Origin of the sequence: Curtobacterium sp. USHLN213, assembly GCF_037144815.1 — a bacterium.
Lineage (GTDB): Bacteria > Actinomycetota > Actinomycetes > Actinomycetales > Microbacteriaceae > Curtobacterium.
This window is the reverse complement of sequence record NZ_JBBCYQ010000003.1, coordinates 377971-396519: the sequence shown is the minus strand read 5'-3', so window position 1 is coordinate 396519 and position 18549 is coordinate 377971. Positions and strand designations below refer to the sequence as shown.

At 72.2% G+C, this 18549-nt stretch carries 13 protein-coding genes; 9 read left to right on the top strand and 4 right to left on the bottom strand.

Features of this window, described 5'->3' with window-relative positions:
- The first annotated feature begins 150 nt into the window (after positions 1-150).
- From WFH25_RS06435 to WFH25_RS06425, 3 genes are all read left to right on the top strand, one after another.
- Positions 151-1314, top strand: a complete 1164-nt coding sequence (locus WFH25_RS06435) for an ROK family transcriptional regulator (RefSeq protein WP_336697168.1) — start codon at positions 151-153, stop codon at positions 1312-1314.
- A 73-nt stretch (positions 1315-1387) separates the two neighbouring features.
- Positions 1388-3403, top strand: a complete 2016-nt coding sequence (locus tag WFH25_RS06430) for a beta-galactosidase (RefSeq protein WP_336697167.1) — start codon at positions 1388-1390, stop codon at positions 3401-3403.
- Complete coding sequence (locus WFH25_RS06425; protein ID WP_336697166.1) at positions 3400-5562, top strand: alpha-galactosidase; 2163 nt, start codon at positions 3400-3402, stop codon at positions 5560-5562. Before WFH25_RS06430 ends, WFH25_RS06425 begins: the two co-directional genes overlap by 4 nt.
- 42 nt (positions 5563-5604) lie before the next feature.
- Here WFH25_RS06425 and WFH25_RS06420 read toward each other — a convergent pair whose 3' ends face one another.
- Positions 5605-8256 (bottom strand): glycoside hydrolase family 2 protein, encoded by a 2652-nt coding sequence (locus tag WFH25_RS06420; RefSeq protein WP_336697165.1) that lies wholly within the window; start codon positions 8254-8256, stop codon positions 5605-5607.
- A 108-nt stretch (positions 8257-8364) separates the two neighbouring features.
- Here WFH25_RS06420 and WFH25_RS06415 point away from each other — a divergent pair, with 108 nt between their 5' ends.
- From WFH25_RS06415 to WFH25_RS06390, 6 genes are read left to right on the top strand one after another with little or no spacing between them, the layout of a single operon-like run.
- Entirely contained in the window at positions 8365-10053 is a 1689-nt protein-coding gene (locus WFH25_RS06415; RefSeq protein ID WP_336697164.1) for an ABC transporter substrate-binding protein, read from the top strand.
- Positions 10054-10082: 29 nt separating this feature from the next.
- Positions 10083-11072, top strand: coding sequence for an ABC transporter permease (locus WFH25_RS06410; RefSeq protein ID WP_336697163.1), 990 nt, complete (start codon positions 10083-10085; stop codon positions 11070-11072).
- 12 nt (positions 11073-11084) lie between these two features.
- Positions 11085-12146 carry an ABC transporter permease gene (locus WFH25_RS06405; RefSeq protein ID WP_336697162.1) on the top strand — a complete coding sequence of 354 codons (1062 nt, stop codon included), beginning with the start codon at positions 11085-11087 and terminating at the stop codon, positions 12144-12146.
- Complete coding sequence (locus tag WFH25_RS06400; RefSeq protein ID WP_336697161.1) at positions 12143-13021, top strand: ABC transporter ATP-binding protein; 879 nt, start codon at positions 12143-12145, stop codon at positions 13019-13021. The genes WFH25_RS06405 and WFH25_RS06400 overlap by 4 nt, the downstream gene beginning before the upstream one ends.
- On the top strand, positions 13018-13926 hold the full coding sequence (locus WFH25_RS06395; protein WP_071296610.1) for an ABC transporter ATP-binding protein: 909 nt from the start codon (positions 13018-13020) through the stop codon (positions 13924-13926). The genes WFH25_RS06400 and WFH25_RS06395 overlap by 4 nt, the downstream gene beginning before the upstream one ends.
- Positions 13923-16076 carry a glycoside hydrolase family 36 protein gene (locus WFH25_RS06390; RefSeq protein ID WP_336697160.1) on the top strand — a complete coding sequence of 718 codons (2154 nt, stop codon included), beginning with the start codon at positions 13923-13925 and terminating at the stop codon, positions 16074-16076. Before WFH25_RS06395 ends, WFH25_RS06390 begins: the two co-directional genes overlap by 4 nt.
- Positions 16077-16259: 183 nt before the next feature.
- On the opposite strand, the gene WFH25_RS06385 is transcribed toward WFH25_RS06390, so the two are convergent.
- The 3 genes from WFH25_RS06385 to WFH25_RS06375 form a co-directional block, all read right to left on the bottom strand.
- Positions 16260-16409, bottom strand: coding sequence for a hypothetical protein (locus WFH25_RS06385; RefSeq protein ID WP_336697159.1), 150 nt, complete (start codon positions 16407-16409; stop codon positions 16260-16262).
- A gap of 271 nt (positions 16410-16680) precedes the next feature.
- The gene (locus WFH25_RS06380) at positions 16681-17307 is read right to left on the bottom strand and encodes a response regulator transcription factor (RefSeq protein ID WP_336697157.1); all 627 of its coding nucleotides are present in this window, start codon (positions 17305-17307) and stop codon (positions 16681-16683) included.
- The gene (locus tag WFH25_RS06375; RefSeq protein WP_336697156.1) at positions 17304-18503 is read right to left on the bottom strand and encodes a sensor histidine kinase; all 1200 of its coding nucleotides are present in this window, start codon (positions 18501-18503) and stop codon (positions 17304-17306) included. The genes WFH25_RS06380 and WFH25_RS06375 overlap by 4 nt, the downstream gene beginning before the upstream one ends.
- Positions 18504-18549: the final 46 nt, after the last annotated feature.

The following is an 18549-nucleotide window of genomic DNA, read 5'->3' as shown; positions in this document are numbered from 1 at the left end:
GCCGATGGTACTGCAAGGGGGACCTTGTGGGAGAGTAGGACGCCGCCGGACTCAACGTTACGAATACCAGGGAACCCCTGACCACCACGTGGTCAGGGGTTTTCTGCGTTTCCCGGCGCGTTATGATCGGCCGACGAACGAAGGGGACCGATGACCGAGCAGCTCGATCGAGCAGCGATCGACCCGGGTCCGGTGTGGCCGGTGTTGACCGATGCGACGAGGTCCGCCCTGCGCGAGATCCTCGTGCACGGTGTGCTCTCCCGTGCGGAGATCGCCCGGTCGCTCGGCCTCTCGCGGGCGAGTCTCACGCGGGCCGTGCGGACGCTCCAGGAACACGGGTTCGTGATCGAGGTCGGCACGGGGGTGCGTGGCGCCACCGGTCGGCCGTCGGAGCTCCTCCGGACGAGCGAGGGCGTGTGGGAGTTCGTGGGCGTGAAGCTCACGCAGGACCGCCTGTACGCGGCGGTCACGGACCTCGCGGGACGGGTGCTCGCTCTGCACGAGGAAGTGCTGCGCGACGCATCGCCCGACGCGCTCGTGGCCCAGGTCGGCGAGGTCGTTGACCGGCTCCGGGCCGCGTCGCCGGCGATCTGCTCGCTGGGCGTCTCGGTGCCCGGCGACGTGGTCACCCGTGACGGCGTGACCCTGGTCGAGGTGTCGCAGTTCCTCGGCTGGCGCGACGTCCCACTGTCGGACATGCTCGAGCGCCGGACGGGGCTCGTCACCTTCACGGTGAACGACGTCGACGCGCTCACGGCCAAGGAGCACTGGATCGGTGCCGGCGCGGGCGTCACCTCGATGGCACTCGTCACGGTCGGGGCGGGCGTCGGGTTCGGGCTCGTCACGAACGGCGAGGTGTCGGAGGGCGCCCACGGTCGGTTCGGTCGCGTCGGGCACCTGCCCGTGTACGGCGGCGGTCCGGACTGCGGGGTCGGGCACGCTGGCTGCGTGTCGAGCTACCTGCCGAGTTCCATCGTGGCGCGGAACGCCGGACACGAGGACGCCGGGTACGACGCGGTCGTCGACCTGGCCCGCGCGGGGGACGAGCAGGCGCTCCAGGCCCTCCGCGACGCCGGCACGGCCCTGGGTGTCCTCCTGTCGACGGTGGTGACGCTGGTGGACCCGGAGTCCATCGTGCTGACCGGCGACGGCCTGCCCGTGTACGACCTCGCCCGCGCCGAGGTCGACGCGGCGTTCTGGCAGGGCCTCCGCCCGTACGAGCCCGCCGTGACCATCGTCGTGCAACCGTTCGAGTTCTCCGAGTGGGCGCGTGCGGCCGCGGTCCTCGCGGTCCGCCGGCTCCTCCGCTTCTGACTTAGTTACCCGAGTTGACAAACGCCTTCGACGGGCGGGATGCTGGTCCGGTCCACCCGTCGAAGGAGATGTCGTGACCCCTGCTCGTTCCGTGCCCTGGCCCACCGAGGACCTGTCGTTCGGTGGTGACTACAGCCCCGAGCAGTGGCCGCGCTCGGTGTGGGACGAGGACGTCCGACTCATGCGCGAGGCCGGTGTGAACCTCGTCACGGTCGGGGTCTTCTCGTGGGGGCTCCTCGAGCGGTCACCGGGGGAGTACACCTGGGACTGGCTCGACGACGTGCTCGACCTGCTGCACGACAACGGCATCGCGGTGGACCTCGCGACACCGACCGCCGCCCCGCCGAACTGGCTGCTCACGGCGCACCCCGAGATCCTGCCCGTCGACGCGACCGAACGCCGCGAGCGTCCCGGTGGCCGGCTCGGCTGGTGCCCGGCCTCGCCGGTATTCCGCGAGCACGCGCTCCGGATCGCCGGCACCCTGGCCGAACGGTACGGGGAGCACCCCGCGGTCCGGCTCTGGCACGTGAGCAACGAGCTCGGCGGCGGGAACGGCCGCTGCTACTGCGAGGTCTCGGCAGCCGACTTCCGGCGCTGGCTCCGCGCGCGGTACGACCACGTCGACGCAGCGAACACCGCGTGGGGCACCGCCTTCTGGGGGCACACCTACACGTCGTTCGACGAGGTCTCCCCGCCGCGCGGCGTCGGTGGGGCCCCGAACCCGGGGCTCGCCCTCGACTTCGAGCGCTACTCGTCGGACGCGCTCCTCGCCCACTTCGAGGCCGAGAAGGCCGTCATCGAGCAGCACTCCGCGGCACCCGTCACGACGAACTTCATGGTGGGCGCCGGTTCCCAGGTCGTCGACTACGCCGAGTGGGCGCGACACGTCGCGATCCCGGCGAACGACCACTACACGCTGGTCGACGACCCCGACCGCGCTGAGGACCTCGCGGCCGCTGCCGACCGCATGCGCGGGATGACCCGCGACGGCGGTCCGTGGCTGCTCATGGAGCACTCGACCGGGGGCCCGAGCTGGCAGCAGCGGAACCGCGCGAAGGAACCCGGCGAGATCCTCCGCAACTCGCTCGCCCACGTCGCACGCGGGTCGGACGGCGCACTCTTCTTCCAGTGGCGCGCGTCGACCGCCGGCGCCGAGCAGTTCCACTCCGCGATGGTCCCGCACGCCGGCACCCGGAGCCGCGTCTGGCGCGAGGTCTGCGCCCTCGGCCGCGCACTCCGCGCCCTCGGGCCGGTCCAGGGCGCCCCGGTCGAGCGTGCCCGCGTCGCGATCGTCGTGGACGAGGCGTCCGGCTGGGCGCTCCAGTCCGGGCTGAAGCCGCACCGGGGACTCCGGTACAGGCACGAGCTCCGTGCCTGGCACACCGCGTTCTGGCGCCGCCAGGTCCTGACCGACGTCGTCCCGCTCGACGCCGACCTGTCCGGGTACGACGTCGTGGTGCTCCCGACCCTCTTCGTCGTCGACGACGCGTCCGCGGCGCGGATCAGCGCCGTCGTGGAGCACGGCGCGACGCTCCTGGTGACCTACGCCTCGGGGATCGTGGACGAGACCGCGCGGGTCCGCACCGGTGGCTACCCGGGTGCGTTCCGCGACGTGCTCGGCGTGTGGTCGGAGGAGTTCACCCCGCTGCAGCGCGACGAGCGCGTCCTGCTCGACGACGGCACGGTCGTCACCGACTGGGCGGAGGACGTGGTCGTCGAGGACGCCGACGTCGTCCTCCGGCACGTCGACGGGCCGCTCGCGGGCCGCCCCGCGGTCACACGCCGCGCCGCCGGTGGCGGCGCCTGGTACGTCTCGGCGATGCTCGACGCGGACGGGGTGCAACGGATCGTGGACCGGATCGTCGAGGAGCGAGCGATCGCGCGGACCGTCATCGCGCCTCCAGGCCTGGAGGCAGTGCGTCGCGTCCGGCAGGACGGCACCGGGATCCTGTTCCTCCTGAACCACCGCATCGACGACGTCGTCCTGTCGGCTGCCGGGACCGACCTGCTCGACGGCTCCGGGCACGGCCCGGAGACCGTCGTGCCCGCCGGCGGCGTCCGCGTGCTCCTCGAGGAGGCGACGGCATGACCGTCGTGGACGGTGAGGAGGCGCGGGCAGCCGTGCCGGCGGCGGTGACGCGCGTCCACGCGCTGCGCGCGGCCGGGGTGGGTGTCGTCGTCGCGACCCGTGTCGACGGCCTGCCCGAGGTGCTGCACTGGGGGCGGGACGTCGGCGAGGTCGTGCCGGAGGACGCGGACGACCTCGTGCTCGCCGTCGCGCGGGCGGTCTCACCGAGTGCGTTCGACGCCCCGTGGCCGGTGACGATCCTGCCCACCGAACAGGACGGGTGGGAGGGGCGGCCCGGGATCGCCGGACAGGTCGGCGGTCGTCCGCTCGTACCGGAGTGGCGCGACGTCGTCGTGCACGTCGAGGGACAGCTGCTCGTGGTCGACGCCGCGTCGGACGAGGTGGCGCTGCACAGCGAGTTCGCCCTCGACGACGCCGGGGTGCTGCGGGTGCGGCACGCGCTGACGAACAGCGGCACGGCCGACGTCGAGGTGCAGGCGCTCGAAGCGGTGCTGCCGGTGGGGGAGCGTGCCGCCGAGGTGCTCGACCTCGCCGGACGGTGGACCCGCGAGCGGACCCCGCAGCGGCGGGCGATGACCGACGGGGTGCACGTGCGCGAGAGCCGTCGGGGGCGGACCGGGCACGACGCCCCGACCCTCACGGTGCTCGGGACCCCGGGGTTCGACGACACCACCGGCGAGCTGTGGGCGGTGCACCCGGCGTGGAGCGCGGACTCCGTGCACCGGTACGACCAGCTCGCCGAGGCCCGTCCCGTGCTCGGCGCGGGGGAGCTCCTGCGCGCGGGCGAGGTCGTGCTCCGTCCGGGCGAGACGTTCACCACGCCCGACACCGTCTTCGTCTGGACCGACGGCGGGCTCGACGGGGTCGCCGCCCGCCTCCACGACTCCCTCCGCGCGCGCCCCGGGCACCCACGGACCCCGCGTCCCGTCGTGCTGAACACCTGGGAGGCCGTCTACTACCGGCAGGAGCTGGAGCCGCTGCTCGCACTCGCGCGGGTCGCTGCAGACGTCGGTGTCGAACGGTTCGTCCTCGACGACGGCTGGTTCACCGGGCGCCGCTCCGACACCACGGCCCTCGGCGACTGGACGGTCGACGCCGACGTCTGGCCGCAGGGCCTCGGCCCGCTCGTCGCCGGAGTCCGATCGCTCGGCATGGACTTCGGGCTGTGGTTCGAGCCGGAGATGGTGAGCCCGGTGTCCGAGCTCGCGGTCGACCACCCGGACTGGCTCCTGCAGGACCCCGGGCGCACCCGGACGTGGCGGCACCAGTACGTGCTCGACCTCGCCCGCGCGGACGTCCGCGAGCACGTGCTCGACCGGATGTCGGCGGTGATCGGCGCGCACCACGTCGACTTCGTGAAGTGGGACCAGAACCGCGACGTCGTGCAGACCGTGCACGCCGGCCGGGTCGGCCTCGACGCGCACACCCGCGGCGCCTACGCGGTGATGGACGAGCTCCGTCGCCGACACCCCTGGCTGGAGATCGAGGCGTGTGCGTCCGGCGGCGCCCGGGTCGACCTGGGCGTCCTCGAACGCGCCGACCGGGTGTGGGCCTCGGACTCGAACGACGCGATGGAACGGCTGCCGATCCAGCGGTGGACCGAGCTCCTGCTGCCGCTCGAGCTCATCGGGTCGCACGTCGGCCCCGAGGTGTCGCACACCACCGGGCGGCACCTCGACCTCGACTTCCGGATGGCGGTGTCGCTCTTCGGCAGCGCCGGCATCGAGACCGACGTCACCCGGTGCAGCCCCGCGGAGCTCGACCGGCTGCGGGAGTGGACCGCGCTCTACAAGCGGGAGCGGGGACTGCTGCACTCCGGGCGGCTGCACCACGTCGAGCTCGGGGACCCCGGGCTCGCGACGACGGCGGTCGTCGCGCGCGATCGGTCGCGCGCCCTCGTGCGGGTCGCCCGGACCGTGACGGGGCCGCGGTCCCTGGCCGTGCCGCTGCGCCTGCGCGGACTCGACCGGGAGCGCCGGTACCGGGTCGCACCGGTGACGGGGCTCCGGGTGCCGAAGGGGGTCGACGTGACCCGGACGCCGTGGATCGAGCGGGGGAGCGTGGAGCTGTCCGGCGCGGTGCTCGAGGACGTGGGGGTGCGGCTGCCCGCGCTGGCCCCGGGGACCGCACTCGTGCTCGAGGTGCAGGCGACCGACTGACCGGGGCGGACGGGCCGGGTACGCGCCCGGCCCGTCCACGCCTCAGGGCAGGAGGTCGCCCGCGTGCCGGAGCACCAGGGGCCCGGCCAACGCCTCCACGTCGATGCCCGCCGCGCGCGTGACCTCGAACACCGCCGACTCGCCGGGTAGCAGCGACACCAGCCCCTCGTCGACCCGGGCCGTGGCGACCACCCGGTCCGGGAACAGCGCGAGGTCCCGCACGTACGCCGTCGCCGTGACCGTGACCCGCGCTCCCTCCGGCGTCGCCGCGACGTCGACCGAGAACGGTCGACGACCGAGGCGCTGGTCGACGACCTCCGCGAAGTCGTGCACGCTGCGGCCCGACGCCGACCCGGTGACCACGAGCACCTCGACCGTGGGGTCGTCCGGCCTGCCGACCTCGGCGGGGAGCGTGATCCGGACCGCGTCCGCCGGGTCGACCGGGACGGTCGCCGTGGTCGTCGCGAGCACCGCGCCGTCGAACGCGCGGCGCTCGACGACGACCTCGTCGGTGACGGGCGCACCGCCGGCGTTCACGACCACGACGTCCAGCCCCGCGGCGTCCCGGGCGGCTGCGGCAGCGGCGACCTCGGCGGCCGGAGCCCACGGGTGCGGTTCCGGCACGGGCGTCGGCTGCACGGTCGAGAGGACGGGCCGGTAGGCCTGTCGGACCGCGTACCAGACCGGCTTCCGGTGCCCGGCGTGGTCGACGAGTGCCCAGGACACCACGGGCCAGTCGTCGTTGAGCTGCCAGACGACCATGCCGGTGTTGTCCGGCGTGCGGGACCGGAACCACTCCATGCCGAAGCGGATCGCGTGCGCCTGGTTGAGCTGCGCGGCCCAGTGCCAGTCCTCGATGGTCGTCGGCGCCGGGAGGTGCCCGCGCATGCCGTCGGCGAGCTTCCGGTTGCCCTCGTGCGCCTTCTGGTGCACGAGCATCTCGTGGCCGTCCGGGTCGAGCGGCTCGTCGTGCACCACCGCGGTGAGGGTCGACCACGCGGGCGGCCCCTGGAACCCGAACTCGGCGACGAACCGCGGCTGCCAGCCGGCGTAGGCGGTGTAGTCCTTCGTGTTCCAGACGTCCCAGATGTGCACGCTGCCGTTCCGCTCGTCGTTCGGCGTCAGGTACTCGTCGAACGAGAACGGGCTCCCGGGGGTGTACGGCCGGGTCGGGTCGAGCTCCGCGACGATCGCGGGCAGCAGCGAACGGTAGTACCCGTTGCCCCAGGTGCGACCGACGAGCGACGGCCGCCACCCCCACTCGGCGTACGCCACGAGGTTCTCGTTGTTGCCGTTCCACACCACGAGCGAGGGGTGGGGACTGAGGCGGGTGACGGCCTCGCGGACCTCGGGCTCGACCTCGTCGGCCAGCCAGGGCTCCTCGGCGTAGGCGGCGCAGGCGAACAGGAAGTCCTGCCAGACGAGGATCCCGAGCTCGTCGCACAGGTCGTACAGGTCGTCGGACTCGTAGACCCCGCCGCCCCAGATCCGGAGCAGGTTGACGTTCGCCTCGACCGCGTCGTCGATCCGCTCGGCGTAGCGCTCGGCCGTCATCTCGGTGAGGTACGCGTGGTCCGGGATCCAGTTCGCCCCGCGCACGATGACCGGCCGGTCGTTGACGCGCAGGAGGAACGGCGCGCCACCGGCGTCGGCAGCCGTGTCGAGGGTGACGGTCCGGAACCCCACCCGGCCGGTCCAGACGTCGTCGCCGACCTCGACCCGGACGTCGTACAGGGGTTGGTCACCGTGGCCGCGCGGCCACCAGACGGCGACGTCCGGGACCTCGAGCCGCACGACGGCGGAGCCGGTCGTGCGATCCGGGCCGGTCGCGACGGGGCGCGCGCCGACGACCCGACCGGCGGTGTCCTCGGTGTCCGTGTCGCGGCCTGGAGGCGCGGTGTCGGAACCGGGGTGCGCTGCGGACGCGTGGTGCGGTGCCAGGGTGATCCGGGCCTCCAGTCCGGCACCCGCGTCACCACCCGCGGAGGCGACGGGCGCGCTGCCGATGGCCTGCGAGAAGGCGCCGGAGGAGCCGGCGACCTCGACGTCGACGTGCGCTGTGAGCACGCCGGTGGTGCCGTCGACGTCGACGAGGGGGCGGACGGCCGCGATGCGGACGCCGCTCCAGGACTCGATGCCGATCGACTTCCAGATGCCGCTCGTCGCGACGTCGACGCCCCAGTCCCAGCCGAAGTTCGACGCGTTCTTCCGGAGCGCGTTGTACGGGTGGTGGTTGACGTGTGGGAGCTCGCCGCCGTGCAGCTCGGAGAGCCGGACGGCCGCGGGCACGGGCGCGTCGAACGTGACGACGAGCTCGTTCGCCCCCGGTCGGAGCAGGTGTCCGACGGGGAACCGGTACGAGCGGTGCTGGTTCGCGGTGGTGCCGACGACGATGCCGTTGAGCTCGATCGTCGCGAGCGTGTCGAGTCCGTCCGCGACGAGGTCGTGGCGACGCAGCCCGGTGCCGCCGGCCCAGTCGAACGTCCGCCGGTACCGCCAGACCGTGTCGCCGATCCACTGCGTCGCGGCCTCGCCGTCACCGTCGAAGGGATCGGGGATCCTGCCGGCGCGGAGCAGGTCGGTGTGCACGCAGCCGGGCACCACCGCCTGCACCGGGTCGCGGTGGGCATCGGCCTCCGGTGGACCGGCCACCGCCTCGAGGGTCCAGTGGCCGTCCAGTGTCGTGCGCTCCATCGCGCCTCCTCACGTCGTCGTGCAAGCTCTTGACCGGGTTAGTTTAGCCGTGTAACAATCGCGGTCACAACGACCAGGCCTGCGACGGAGCAGACCGAGAGGACAACGATGTCAACACCAAACCGTTCCCGGCGGCTCGCCATCGCGGCCGCGGCCATCCTCACCACCGCGGGACTCGCCCTCACCGGCTGCAGCTCGAGCGGGACCGCGGCGTCGTCCGACTCCGCGTCGACCCTGATCGCGTACACCGGACAGTCCGGCGACTACCAGATCAACTACAACCCCTGGTCGCCGTCGAACATCGGTGGCGTCGGGACGATCTACGAGGGCCTGTTCTTCATCACGAACGTGAACACGAAGGACCCGAAGCCGCTGCTCGGCACGAGCTACGAATGGAACGCCGACGGCACCCAGCTGAGCATCACGCTCCGCGACGACGCGAAGTGGAGCGACGGGAAGCCCTTCACGGCGAAGGACGTCGTGTTCACCCTCGACATGCTCAAGAAGTACAAGGCGCTGAACTCCATCGGGTACGACGGCACCGCGAAGGCCGAGGGGGACGACAAGGTCGTCGTGTCCTTCGCGAAGCCGTCCTTCGTGCTCGGCCCGAACCTGCTCGGCAAGACCTGGATCGTGCCGGAGCACCTCTGGAAGGACATCGACCCGACCACCGACGTCGTGCGCAAGCCCGTCGGGACGGGCCCGTACACGCTCGGCACGTTCAAGGCGCAGGCCTTCACACTCGAGGCGAACAAGGACTACTGGGGCGGTGCCCCGGCCGTGAAGACGATCCGCTACCTGTCGCTCTCCGGCAACACCGCGGGTGCCGACGCCCTGTCGCAGGGCTCGATCGACTGGCAGACCGGCCCGGTCCCGAACATGGACGACATCCCCGGCCACTACCAGGGCTACGACGGCATCACCGTCGGCCAGAACCAGATGGCCCTGCTGACCTGCTCGTCGACGGCGCTCGGCTGCTCGGGCCCGCAGACCGACCCGGCCGTGCGGCACGCGATCGCCGACGCGATCAACCGCAAGCAGCTCAACTCCCTCGCGTTCTCGAACACCGCCAGCGAGATCTCGCCGACGTTCGCCCTGACGACGACGCAGAAGGACATGATCTCGAAGGACGTCTCGCCGGCCGTGATGCCGTCCGGTGCCGACACCGACGCCGCGGCCTCGACGCTCGAGGACGCCGGGTACGCCAAGGGTGCCGACGGCATCTACGCGAAGGACGGCAAGAAGCTGTCCCTGACGGTCGAGGTCGTCACCGGCTGGACCGACTACATCACCGCGATCGACACGATGACGCAGCAGCTCAAGGCCGCCGGCATCGAGCTCAAGGCACAGCAGTCGTCGTGGAACGAGTGGACCGACAAGAAGACCAAGGGCAACTACCAGCTCGCGATCGACTCGCTCGGCCAGGGCCCGACCGCGAACCCGTACTACCTCTACAACAACTACTACTCGACCGCGAACACCGCGAAGGTCGGCGAGGCGGCCCCGATGAACATCGCCCGCTACAGCAACCCCGAGGTCGACGCCGCGCTGCAGAAGCTCGCGACGATCAACCCGGAGGACACCGCGGCGACCCAGCCCGAACTCGACGCCATCCAGCAGCACGTCGTCGAGGACATGCCGTACATCCCGATCATGACCGGCGGTACGACGAGCGAGTTCCACGCGGCGAAGTTCACCGGCTGGCCGACGAAGGACGACCTGTACGCGTTCCCGGCCGTCTGGGCGAGCCCGGACAACGCCGAGATCTTCAAGGCCCTCAAGCCCGCCAAGGGCTGAGGCGAGGACTGCGACCGAGGAGCGCTCGTATGCACTACTTCCTGCGCAAGATCGGCTTCTACGTCGTGGCCCTCTGGGCGGCGTTGACGCTGAACTTCATCATCCCCAGGCTCCTGCCCGGGAACCCCGTGGACATCCTGCTCGCCAAGCTCCAGCAGCGCGGCGGGCAGGTGACCCCGGCGACCCGGCAGGCGTACGAGCTGCTCCTCGGTGGCAACTCCTCGGAACCGATCCTCGCCCAGTACGGCCAGTACCTGGGCAACGTGTTCCGCGGTGACCTCGGGGTGTCGGTGAGCTACTTCCCGGCACCGGTGACCGAGGTCATCGGGAGCTCCCTGCCGTGGACGATCGCCCTCGTCGGCATCGCCACCGTGCTCGCCGCCGTCATCGGGGTCGCCCTCGGCGCCTTCGTCGGGTGGCGACCGGGCACCTGGCTCGACTCGTTCGTGCCGGCCACCACCCTGCTCGCCGCCGTGCCGTACTTCTGGCTCGCGCTGATCCTCGTGTACTTCTTCGCGACCGGACTGCACCTCTTCCCGGCCCAGGGCGGCTACGACGTCGTCCTCACACCGGGGTTCAACGGCGAGTTCCTCATGTCGGCGCTCAAGTACGGCGTGCTGCCCGCCGCGACGATCGTGCTCGCCTCGCTCGGCGGCTGGTTGCTCGGGATGCGCAACATGATGGTGTCCACGCTGTCCGAGGACTACATCACCACGGCGCTCGCGAAGGGCCTGCCGCACGGCAAGGTCCTCCGCAACTACGCCGCCCGCAACGCCGTGCTGCCGTCGGTCGCCGGGTTCGCGATCTCCCTCGGGTTCATCGTATCCGGGTCCGTCGTCACCGAGCAGGTGTTCTCGTACCCCGGCATCGGGTCGAAGCTCCTCTCCGCGGTGACGAACAACGACTACGCGCTCATGCAGGGCATCTTCCTGTTCATCACCCTGGCGGTCCTCGGCGCGAACCTCGTCGTCGACCTGCTCTACGGGCTCATCGACCCGCGCACCCGGGCCCGGAGCTAGGAGGACACGACCATGACCAACATCCAACAGGAGACCGAACCCACCATCGGCGCCCTCACCGAGGAGGCCGAGGCCGGTTCCACCCGGAGCATCGCGACCGCTCGTCGTGGCCGGCCGAAGGGCGGCATCCGCCGGTTCCTCCCCACGCTGACGCCGTGGCTCGTCACGGGCATCGTGCTCATCGTCGGCGTCGCCCTGTTCGGGCTGCTCGGCCCGCTGCTCGTCGGCGACCCGAGCGCCATCCGCGACTCGGGCATGCAGCCGCCGAGCGCCGACAACCTGCTCGGGACGACGCAGACCGGGCAGGACGTCCTCGCCCAGCTCGCGTTCGCCACCCGGGGCAGCCTGCAGATCGGTCTCATCGTCGGTGTCCTCGCCACGGTGCTGTCGGCGTTCTTCGGCATCCTCGGCGCGTACCTCGGCGGGATCATGGACGAGGCGTTCTCGCTCTTCTCGAACGTGTTCCTCGTGATCCCGGGCCTGCCGCTCGTCATCGTCATCTCGGGCCTCGTCCCGCAGGAGGCCCGAGGCCTCTGGACCATCGCCATCGTCCTCGCGATCACGTCGTGGGCCGGGTCCGCCCGGGTCCTCCGCGCGCAGACGATGTCGATCCGGAACCGGGACTACGTGTCCGCCGCACGGGTCGCCGGGGAACGACCGTGGCGGGTCATCGCGGTGGAGATCCTGCCGAACCTGCTGCCGGTGCTCGCGTCGCAGTTCGTGTTCGCCGTCATCGCCGCGATCCTCGGCGAGGCCGGGCTGTCCTTCCTCGGCCTCGGCGCCTCGAACTCGTCGACGCTCGGCACGATGCTCTTCTACGCGCAGAACGGCTTCGCGCTCGCCCAGGGCGCCTGGTGGTGGTTCGTCCCGCCGGGGCTCCTCATCGCACTGCTCGGCATGGGCCTCTCCCTCGTCAACTTCTCGATCGACGAGCTCATCAACCCGCGGCTCGCGAACGTGCGTGCGCAGCGACGGCGTGAACGTCGCGCACGTCGCGCGGCCCGCCGTCCCGGCCCAGGAGGCGCGGCTCGCCTCGCGGAGACCACCACCGACCGGAAGGGGGTCGCCCGATGACCCGGGACGCCGTCCTCACCATCGACCACCTCGACGTCGTCTACGAGACCGAGCACCGCGTGCACGCCGTCAAGGACGTCTCGCTGGCGCTCGCGCCCGGGGAGATCCTCGGGCTGGCCGGGGAGTCCGGCTGCGGCAAGACGACGCTCGCCTACGCCATCACCCGGCTGCACAAGCCGCCGGCGAAGGTGACGTCGGGCAGCATCACCTTCCACGACCGGGACGGCAGCGACGTCGACCTGCTCGGCCTCGGCGACGAGCAGCTCCGTGCCGTCCGCTGGTCGAAGCTGTCGATGGTGTTCCAGGGGGCGATGAACGCGCTCAACCCGGTCACCACGATCCGGGCACAGCTCGACGACGCGCTCGTCGAGCACCGCCGCGGCATGCCCCGCAAGGAGCGTCGGGCGATCGCGGAGGACGCGCTCCGACGGGTCGGGGTCGACCCGTCCCGCATCACGGCGTACCCGCACGAACTCTCCGGCGGCATGCGGCAGCGCGTGATGATCGCGATGGCGATGCTGCTCGAGCCGCAGGTCATGATCATGGACGAGCCGACCACCGCGCTCGACGTCGTCGTGCAGCGGGAGATCCTCCGCGAGATCGTCCGCCTGCGCGACGAGCTCGGCTTCGCGGTCGTGTTCATCACGCACGACCTGCCGCTGCTGCTCGAGATCAGCGACCGGATCGCGATCATGCTCCGTGGCGAGGTCGTCGAGTGCGCCACCGCCGACACCATCCAGCACGACCCGCAGCACCCCTACACCCGGCGGCTGCTGCAGTCCTTCCCGAGCCTGTCCGGCGCCCGCGGCGACTTCATCCGCACCGGGGCGAGCATCGACGGCTCGGACCTCGACACCCAGGAGGTCGTCCGATGACCAGTGTGACCGTCAGCCACCTCGGCAAGGACTTCCACACGCGGAAGGGCCTGCGTCGGACCACCCTCCGCGCCGTCGACGACGTGTCGTTCGAGCTCCTGCCCGGACGCACCGTCGCCCTCGTCGGGGAGTCCGGTTCGGGCAAGTCGACGATCGCCCGGATGCTCGCGAAGCTGGAGAGCACCACGCGCGGCTCGATCGACGTCCGGCTCGAGGACGGCACCCCCGTCGTCGGCAGCATGTACCGGCGGCACGTGCAGATGGTGTTCCAGGACCCCTTCGCGTCGCTCAACCCGTTCCACTCGATCGAGCACCACATCGCTCGCCCGCTGCAGCTCCACCACCGTGCACGCGGTGCCGAGGAGACCGCCGAACGCGTCCGGGAACTGCTCGGCCGCGTGAACCTCGACGAGGACTTCGCGTCCCGCCGTCCGCACGAGCTCTCCGGCGGGCAGCGACAGCGCGTCGCGATCGCCCGGGCCCTCGCACCCGGGGCGCAGGTGCTCATCGCCGACGAGCCCGTGTCGATGCTCGACGTGTCGATCCGGCTCAGCGTGCTCAACCTCATGGGGCGGCTGCAGCGCGAGGACCACCTCGCCGTGCTGTACATCACGCACGACCTCGCCACTGCGCGGCACTTCTCGGACGAGATCCTGGTGCTGTACCGCGGCCGGGTCGTCGAACGGGGACCCTCGGACGCGGTCATCCTCGACCCGCAGCACGACTACACCCGGCTGCTCGCCGAGGCCGCCCCCGACCCGGAGCGCACCGACCGCCGGGTGACCTCGGGACCGGCACTCGACCGCTCCACGATCGACAACACCACCTGCTACGACCACACCCTGGGGGACTGGGTGACGAGTTCGCCGGCACCGGTCGGGGCGGTCCGGGCCGGGACGCCGTGAGTGCGTTCGTCGACTGGGTCACGCCCGGGTTCTCGGCACGGTTCCGGATCGCGTCGGACCGACCGGTCGCCCTGGTGTCGTTCGTGCCGACGGGCGGGGCGCTCGCCGACGGCCCCGAGGACCCGCAGCCGCTCGTCGAGCTGACCACCGTCGGCCACGGCAGGTTCCCCGGCGGGTTCCGGCACGTCGACTCCACCATCGGCGCACGGCTCAGGTACGTGTCGCACGACGACGCCCCCGTGTCCGTGGGCGGGACCGGATCAGGGCCCGCGGACACGACCGGGGCGGTGGACGGGACCGACCTGTGGTTCCGGATCGTGCAGGAGGACGCGGCCACGCGCCTCCAGGTCGTGTCCGTGTTCCGCGCGCGCGACGGCGTCGGAGCGTTCCGGACGTGGACCGTGGTGTCGGCGCCGGAGGGCGAGCACGTCGTCGACTTCGTCTCGTCCTTCGCGACCGGGGCGTTCCTGACCGACTCCGGTGCGACGGTCGACGAGCTGTCGTTGACGCACGCCGAGAACGACTGGGCGGCCGAGAGCCGGTGGCGCACCGATCCGCTGCGGTCGATCGGGCTCGCCCGCATCGATCGCGAGGCGCAGCACCACCCGCCCCGCAGCCGCGCCGTCGTGCAGAACCGCGGCTCGTGGTCCACCGGTGAGGCGTTACCGATCGGCGTGCTGCACGCTGGCGGCTTCGCGCTCGTGTGGCAGGTCGAGCACAACGGGCCGTGGCTGTACGAGCTGGGGGAGACCCGGCGGCACGCGTACGTGCTGCTGAGCGGACCGACCGACCAGGAGCACCAGTGGAGCGCCGTCGTCGCTCCGGGACAGCCGTTCACGTCCGTGCCGGTGTCGGTCGGGATCGCCGGCTCGGTCGGCGACGCGTTCGCGGTGCTCACCCGGCAGCGTCGGGCGTTCCGGCACGTGCGACTCGCCGACCACGCGCTGCCGCTCGTGTTCAACGACTACATGAACACGCTCATGGGCGACCCGACGACCGAGAGGCTCCTGCCGCTCATCGACGCGGCCGCCGACGCCGGTGCCGACCTGTTCTGCATCGACGCCGGCTGGTACGCCGAGGGGCACTGGTGGGACACCGTCGGCGCGTGGGAGCCCGCGGCGTCGCGGTTCCCGACCGGGCTCGGGTCCGTCCTCGACCACATCCGTTCGCGCGGCATGCAGGCCGGGCTCTGGCTCGAACCCGAGGTCGTCGGGATCCACTCGCCGTTGGCGTCGTCGTTGCCGTCGTCCGCCTTCGTGCACCACCGCGGGGTGCGGGTCGCGGAGCACGGCCGGCACCTGCTCGACCTGCGCTCGTCGGATGCCCGGGCGCACCTCGACGCCGTCGTCGACCGGCTCGTCGGGACGCTCGGCGTGACGTTCTTCAAGATGGACGACAACACGATGACGGGGTCGTTCGACGGGCAGCTCGAGCACCAGCGGGCGCTGCTGGACTGGCTCGACGACGTGCAGGCCCGCTACCCGTCGCTCCTCATCGAGAACTGCGCCTCGGGAGCGATGCGCGCCGACTTCGCGATGCTGTCCCGGTTGCACATGCAGTCCACGTCGGACCAGCAGGACCCGGTGCTGTCCGCCACGATCGCCGCCGCAGCGCCCGCCGCGATGCTCCCCGAGCAGGCGGGGAACTGGGCGTACCCGGCGCCGTCGATGTCGCCCGATCTGTTCGACCTCGCGCTGGTGAACGGGGTGCTCGGGCGGATGTACCTGTCGGGGTACCTCAACGAGATGTCGACCGCGCAGCTGGCGGTCGTGGCCGCGGCGATCGAGGCGCACCGGACCGTGCTCGCGGACGTGTCGTCGGCGCTGCCGGTGTGGCCGCTCGGGCTGCCCGGGTGGGAGGACAGCTGGGTCGCGCTGGGCCTCGAGGTGCCGGACGGGGACCTGTACCTGTCGGTGTGGGCGTTGCCGGGGGCGTCGTCGTCGGTGTCGTTGCCGCTGCCGGCGCCCGTGGGGCAGTTGGTGGAGGTGTCGCCGCTGTTCCCGACGGCGCTCGGGGCCTGGGAGGTCTCGTGGGACGCCGACGCGGGGGTGCTGCACGTCGACCACGGCGGGGCCACCCCGACGGCCCGGGTGTTGCGCGTCCGGCGGGACCCGGGCGTCCGGTCGGGAGGGGCCGGCGCGCGGCGGTGAACGGGGCGCGCGCCGGATGGCAGACGGCGTGCGTTCCGGGACGGGAGGCGCGGTGCGGGCAGGTGCCGCGCCTCCCGTCCGGTGGAGCTGGGCTTGCGGCGCGCCGCGGACGGGATCGTGTGGTCGCCTCTGACCGTTCTGGTTCGGGATCCCCGGGGATCGCGAACCGGAACGGTCACGCGCTCAGCAGTCCGGACGGATCCAGTCCGTCAGGGGTTCGAAGGACGCCGGTGGCAGGACCTCGTCGGGCTCGGCGGCCCGCACGCCGGTGACCATCGTTGCCGCTCCGTACTCCAGGGACTGGCGGGCGGCGCCGTCGCGCTCGTCGACCACCAGGGTCGTGCGGACCGCCGGGTCCCCAGGGTGCTCGAACGTGACCAGGACGGAGTGCCCGAACCCAGCGGAGCATCAGTTCGGGAACGGCCATCCGCACGACCGTGCCGGCCACCGTCTCGAGCGTCCACGTCTACCGGGCCTCGTCGATGTCGAGCCGGAACTGCCAGTGCTCCCGCGGTGACTCCTGGTGGACGCCGTCGATGACGGTTCGTCCCCGTCGTCGGAGGGCGGCGAGCTCCTGGGCGACCGCGGGACCGTCGGGGCAGGGTCAGCGCAGCAGGCCGAGCTCCATCGCGCGGGTCACGGCGCGCGTCCGGTCGTTGACGCCGAGCTTCTCGAACACGTGCCCGAGGTGCGTCTTGACGGTGGTCTCGCTGAGGAAGAGCGTGCGGCCGATCGCCGGGTTCGAGTTGCCCTGCGCGACGAGCTGCAGGACCTCGAGCTCGCGCGGCGACAGGGTCGGCCCGGTCGTGGGCTTGCCGGTCGCGCGGCGGACGAGGGCAGCTGCGGCCGAGGGTGCGAGTGCCGTCCCACCGCGTGCCGTCGCGCGGAGGCCCGCGAGGATCTCCGACTCAGGCGCCGCCTTGAGCAGGTACCCCGCGGCACCGGCCTCGATCGCGGCGAGGATCTGGTCGTCCGACTCGTAGGTCGTGAGGATGAGCACGCGGACGGTCGGCTCGCGCGCGAGGATCCGCGCGGTGGCGTCGTCGCCGTCGAGGCCGGGCATGCGGAGGTCCATCAGCACGACGTCGGGTCGTTCGGCGAGCGTGATCGTGACCGCGGCCTCGCCGTCGCTCGCCTGCCCGACCACCTCGACGTCGTCGGCGTCCTGGAGCAGCGCGACGATGCCGGCGCGGACGATGGGGTGGTCGTCCGCCACGACGACGCGGATCACCGGTGCACCTCCGTCAGTGGTGCGTCGACTGCCGGGAGGCGCGGCTCGGCCCCGGTGGGCAGCGTCACCTCGACGACGGTGCCACGTCCGGGCTCGCTCGTGATGGCGCAGGTGCCGCCGGCGAGGGCGAGCCGCTCGCGCAGGCCCCGCAACCCGTGGCCGGCGGTCGGGAGGGACGCGTCGAAGCCGACGCCGTCGTCCGAGACCCGGAGGCCGACCCGATCGGCTGCCACGTGCAGTGCGACCCGCGCCGTGGCGGCGTGGGCGTGCGCGCGGACGTTGGCCAGTGCCTCCTGGGCGGCGCGGAGCAGCACCACCTGCGCGTCGCGGTCCAGCGCGCAGTCCGCTGCCTCGACCGTGACCGGGACGCCGGTCTCGCGTGTGAACCGCTCGCCGAGGCGGTGCAGGGCGGCGCCGAGCCCGTCGCCCGCCACCCCGGCAGCGCCCGCAGCGACGAGGGTGCGGGACTCTTCGAGTGCTGCGCGCGCCGACTCCTCGAGGATGGTGAGTCGCTCGTCGAGTCGGTCGACACGTTCGGCCGCGAGGTCCCCGCGGGCGCGCTCGGTGAGCATGACGATGCCGGCGAGGTTCTGTGCGACGGTGTCGTGGATCTCGCGGGCGAGGCGTTCGCGTTCGCTCGTCACGCCGGCGCTGCGGTGCGCCTCGGCGAGGGAGTCCTGGGTCGCGCGGAGTTCGTCGAGCAGGCGGCGTCGTTCGTCGGAGAGTTCGGCGATCCGGGTGATCCAGAGTCCGAGCGCGCAGGCACCTGCGATGCTGACACCCTCGATGAGGACCGTGCTGACGAGGCTGTCCGGGCCGCTCGCGATCTGGAGCCCGATCCCCGCGGCGACGCCGATAGCGACCGAGACCACGACCGCCGTCCGTGTCCGGTCGATCTGGCACCACGCGACGGGGAAGAGGATGCACTGCACGAGCGCGGTGCTCGGGACGACCGCGGGGAGCACGAGCGCCGCGAGCACCAGCAGCGGGACGAAGCCGGCGGCAGCGCGGGGGACCTCGTAACCGCGCCACCCGTACGCCGCGTAGGCCACGGCGAGGACCCCGAGCATCGCGAACGCCGGCCAGCGGTCCGCCCACGGGGACCACCCGAGCACGGTGATCACCGCGACGAGGGCGATCGTGACGCCGAACGCCACGTGCAGGCCCCAGTTGCGGTGCGCCGTGATGCGGTCCATGGCCTCAGCATCCCATCGCCCGGATGCCGCCGAGCGGTTTTCCACA

What these genes read in the sequence shown, in the direction of transcription:
- WFH25_RS06435 (WP_336697168.1), top strand. Translation starts at nt 151, where the DNA reads ATGACCGAGCAGCTCGATCGAGCAGCGATCGACCCGGGTCCGGTGTGG.
- WFH25_RS06425 (WP_336697166.1), top strand. Translation starts at nt 3,400, where the DNA reads ATGACCGTCGTGGACGGTGAGGAGGCGCGGGCAGCCGTGCCGGCGGCG.
- WFH25_RS06420 (WP_336697165.1), bottom strand. Translation starts at nt 8,256, where the DNA reads ATGGAGCGCACGACACTGGACGGCCACTGGACCCTCGAGGCGGTGGCC.
- WFH25_RS06415 (WP_336697164.1), top strand. Translation starts at nt 8,365, where the DNA reads ATGTCAACACCAAACCGTTCCCGGCGGCTCGCCATCGCGGCCGCGGCC.
- WFH25_RS06410 (WP_336697163.1), top strand. Translation starts at nt 10,083, where the DNA reads ATGCACTACTTCCTGCGCAAGATCGGCTTCTACGTCGTGGCCCTCTGG.
- WFH25_RS06405 (WP_336697162.1), top strand. Translation starts at nt 11,085, where the DNA reads ATGACCAACATCCAACAGGAGACCGAACCCACCATCGGCGCCCTCACC.
- WFH25_RS06400 (WP_336697161.1), top strand. Translation starts at nt 12,143, where the DNA reads ATGACCCGGGACGCCGTCCTCACCATCGACCACCTCGACGTCGTCTAC.
- WFH25_RS06395 (WP_071296610.1), top strand. Translation starts at nt 13,018, where the DNA reads ATGACCAGTGTGACCGTCAGCCACCTCGGCAAGGACTTCCACACGCGG.
- WFH25_RS06375 (WP_336697156.1), bottom strand. Translation starts at nt 18,503, where the DNA reads ATGGACCGCATCACGGCGCACCGCAACTGGGGCCTGCACGTGGCGTTC.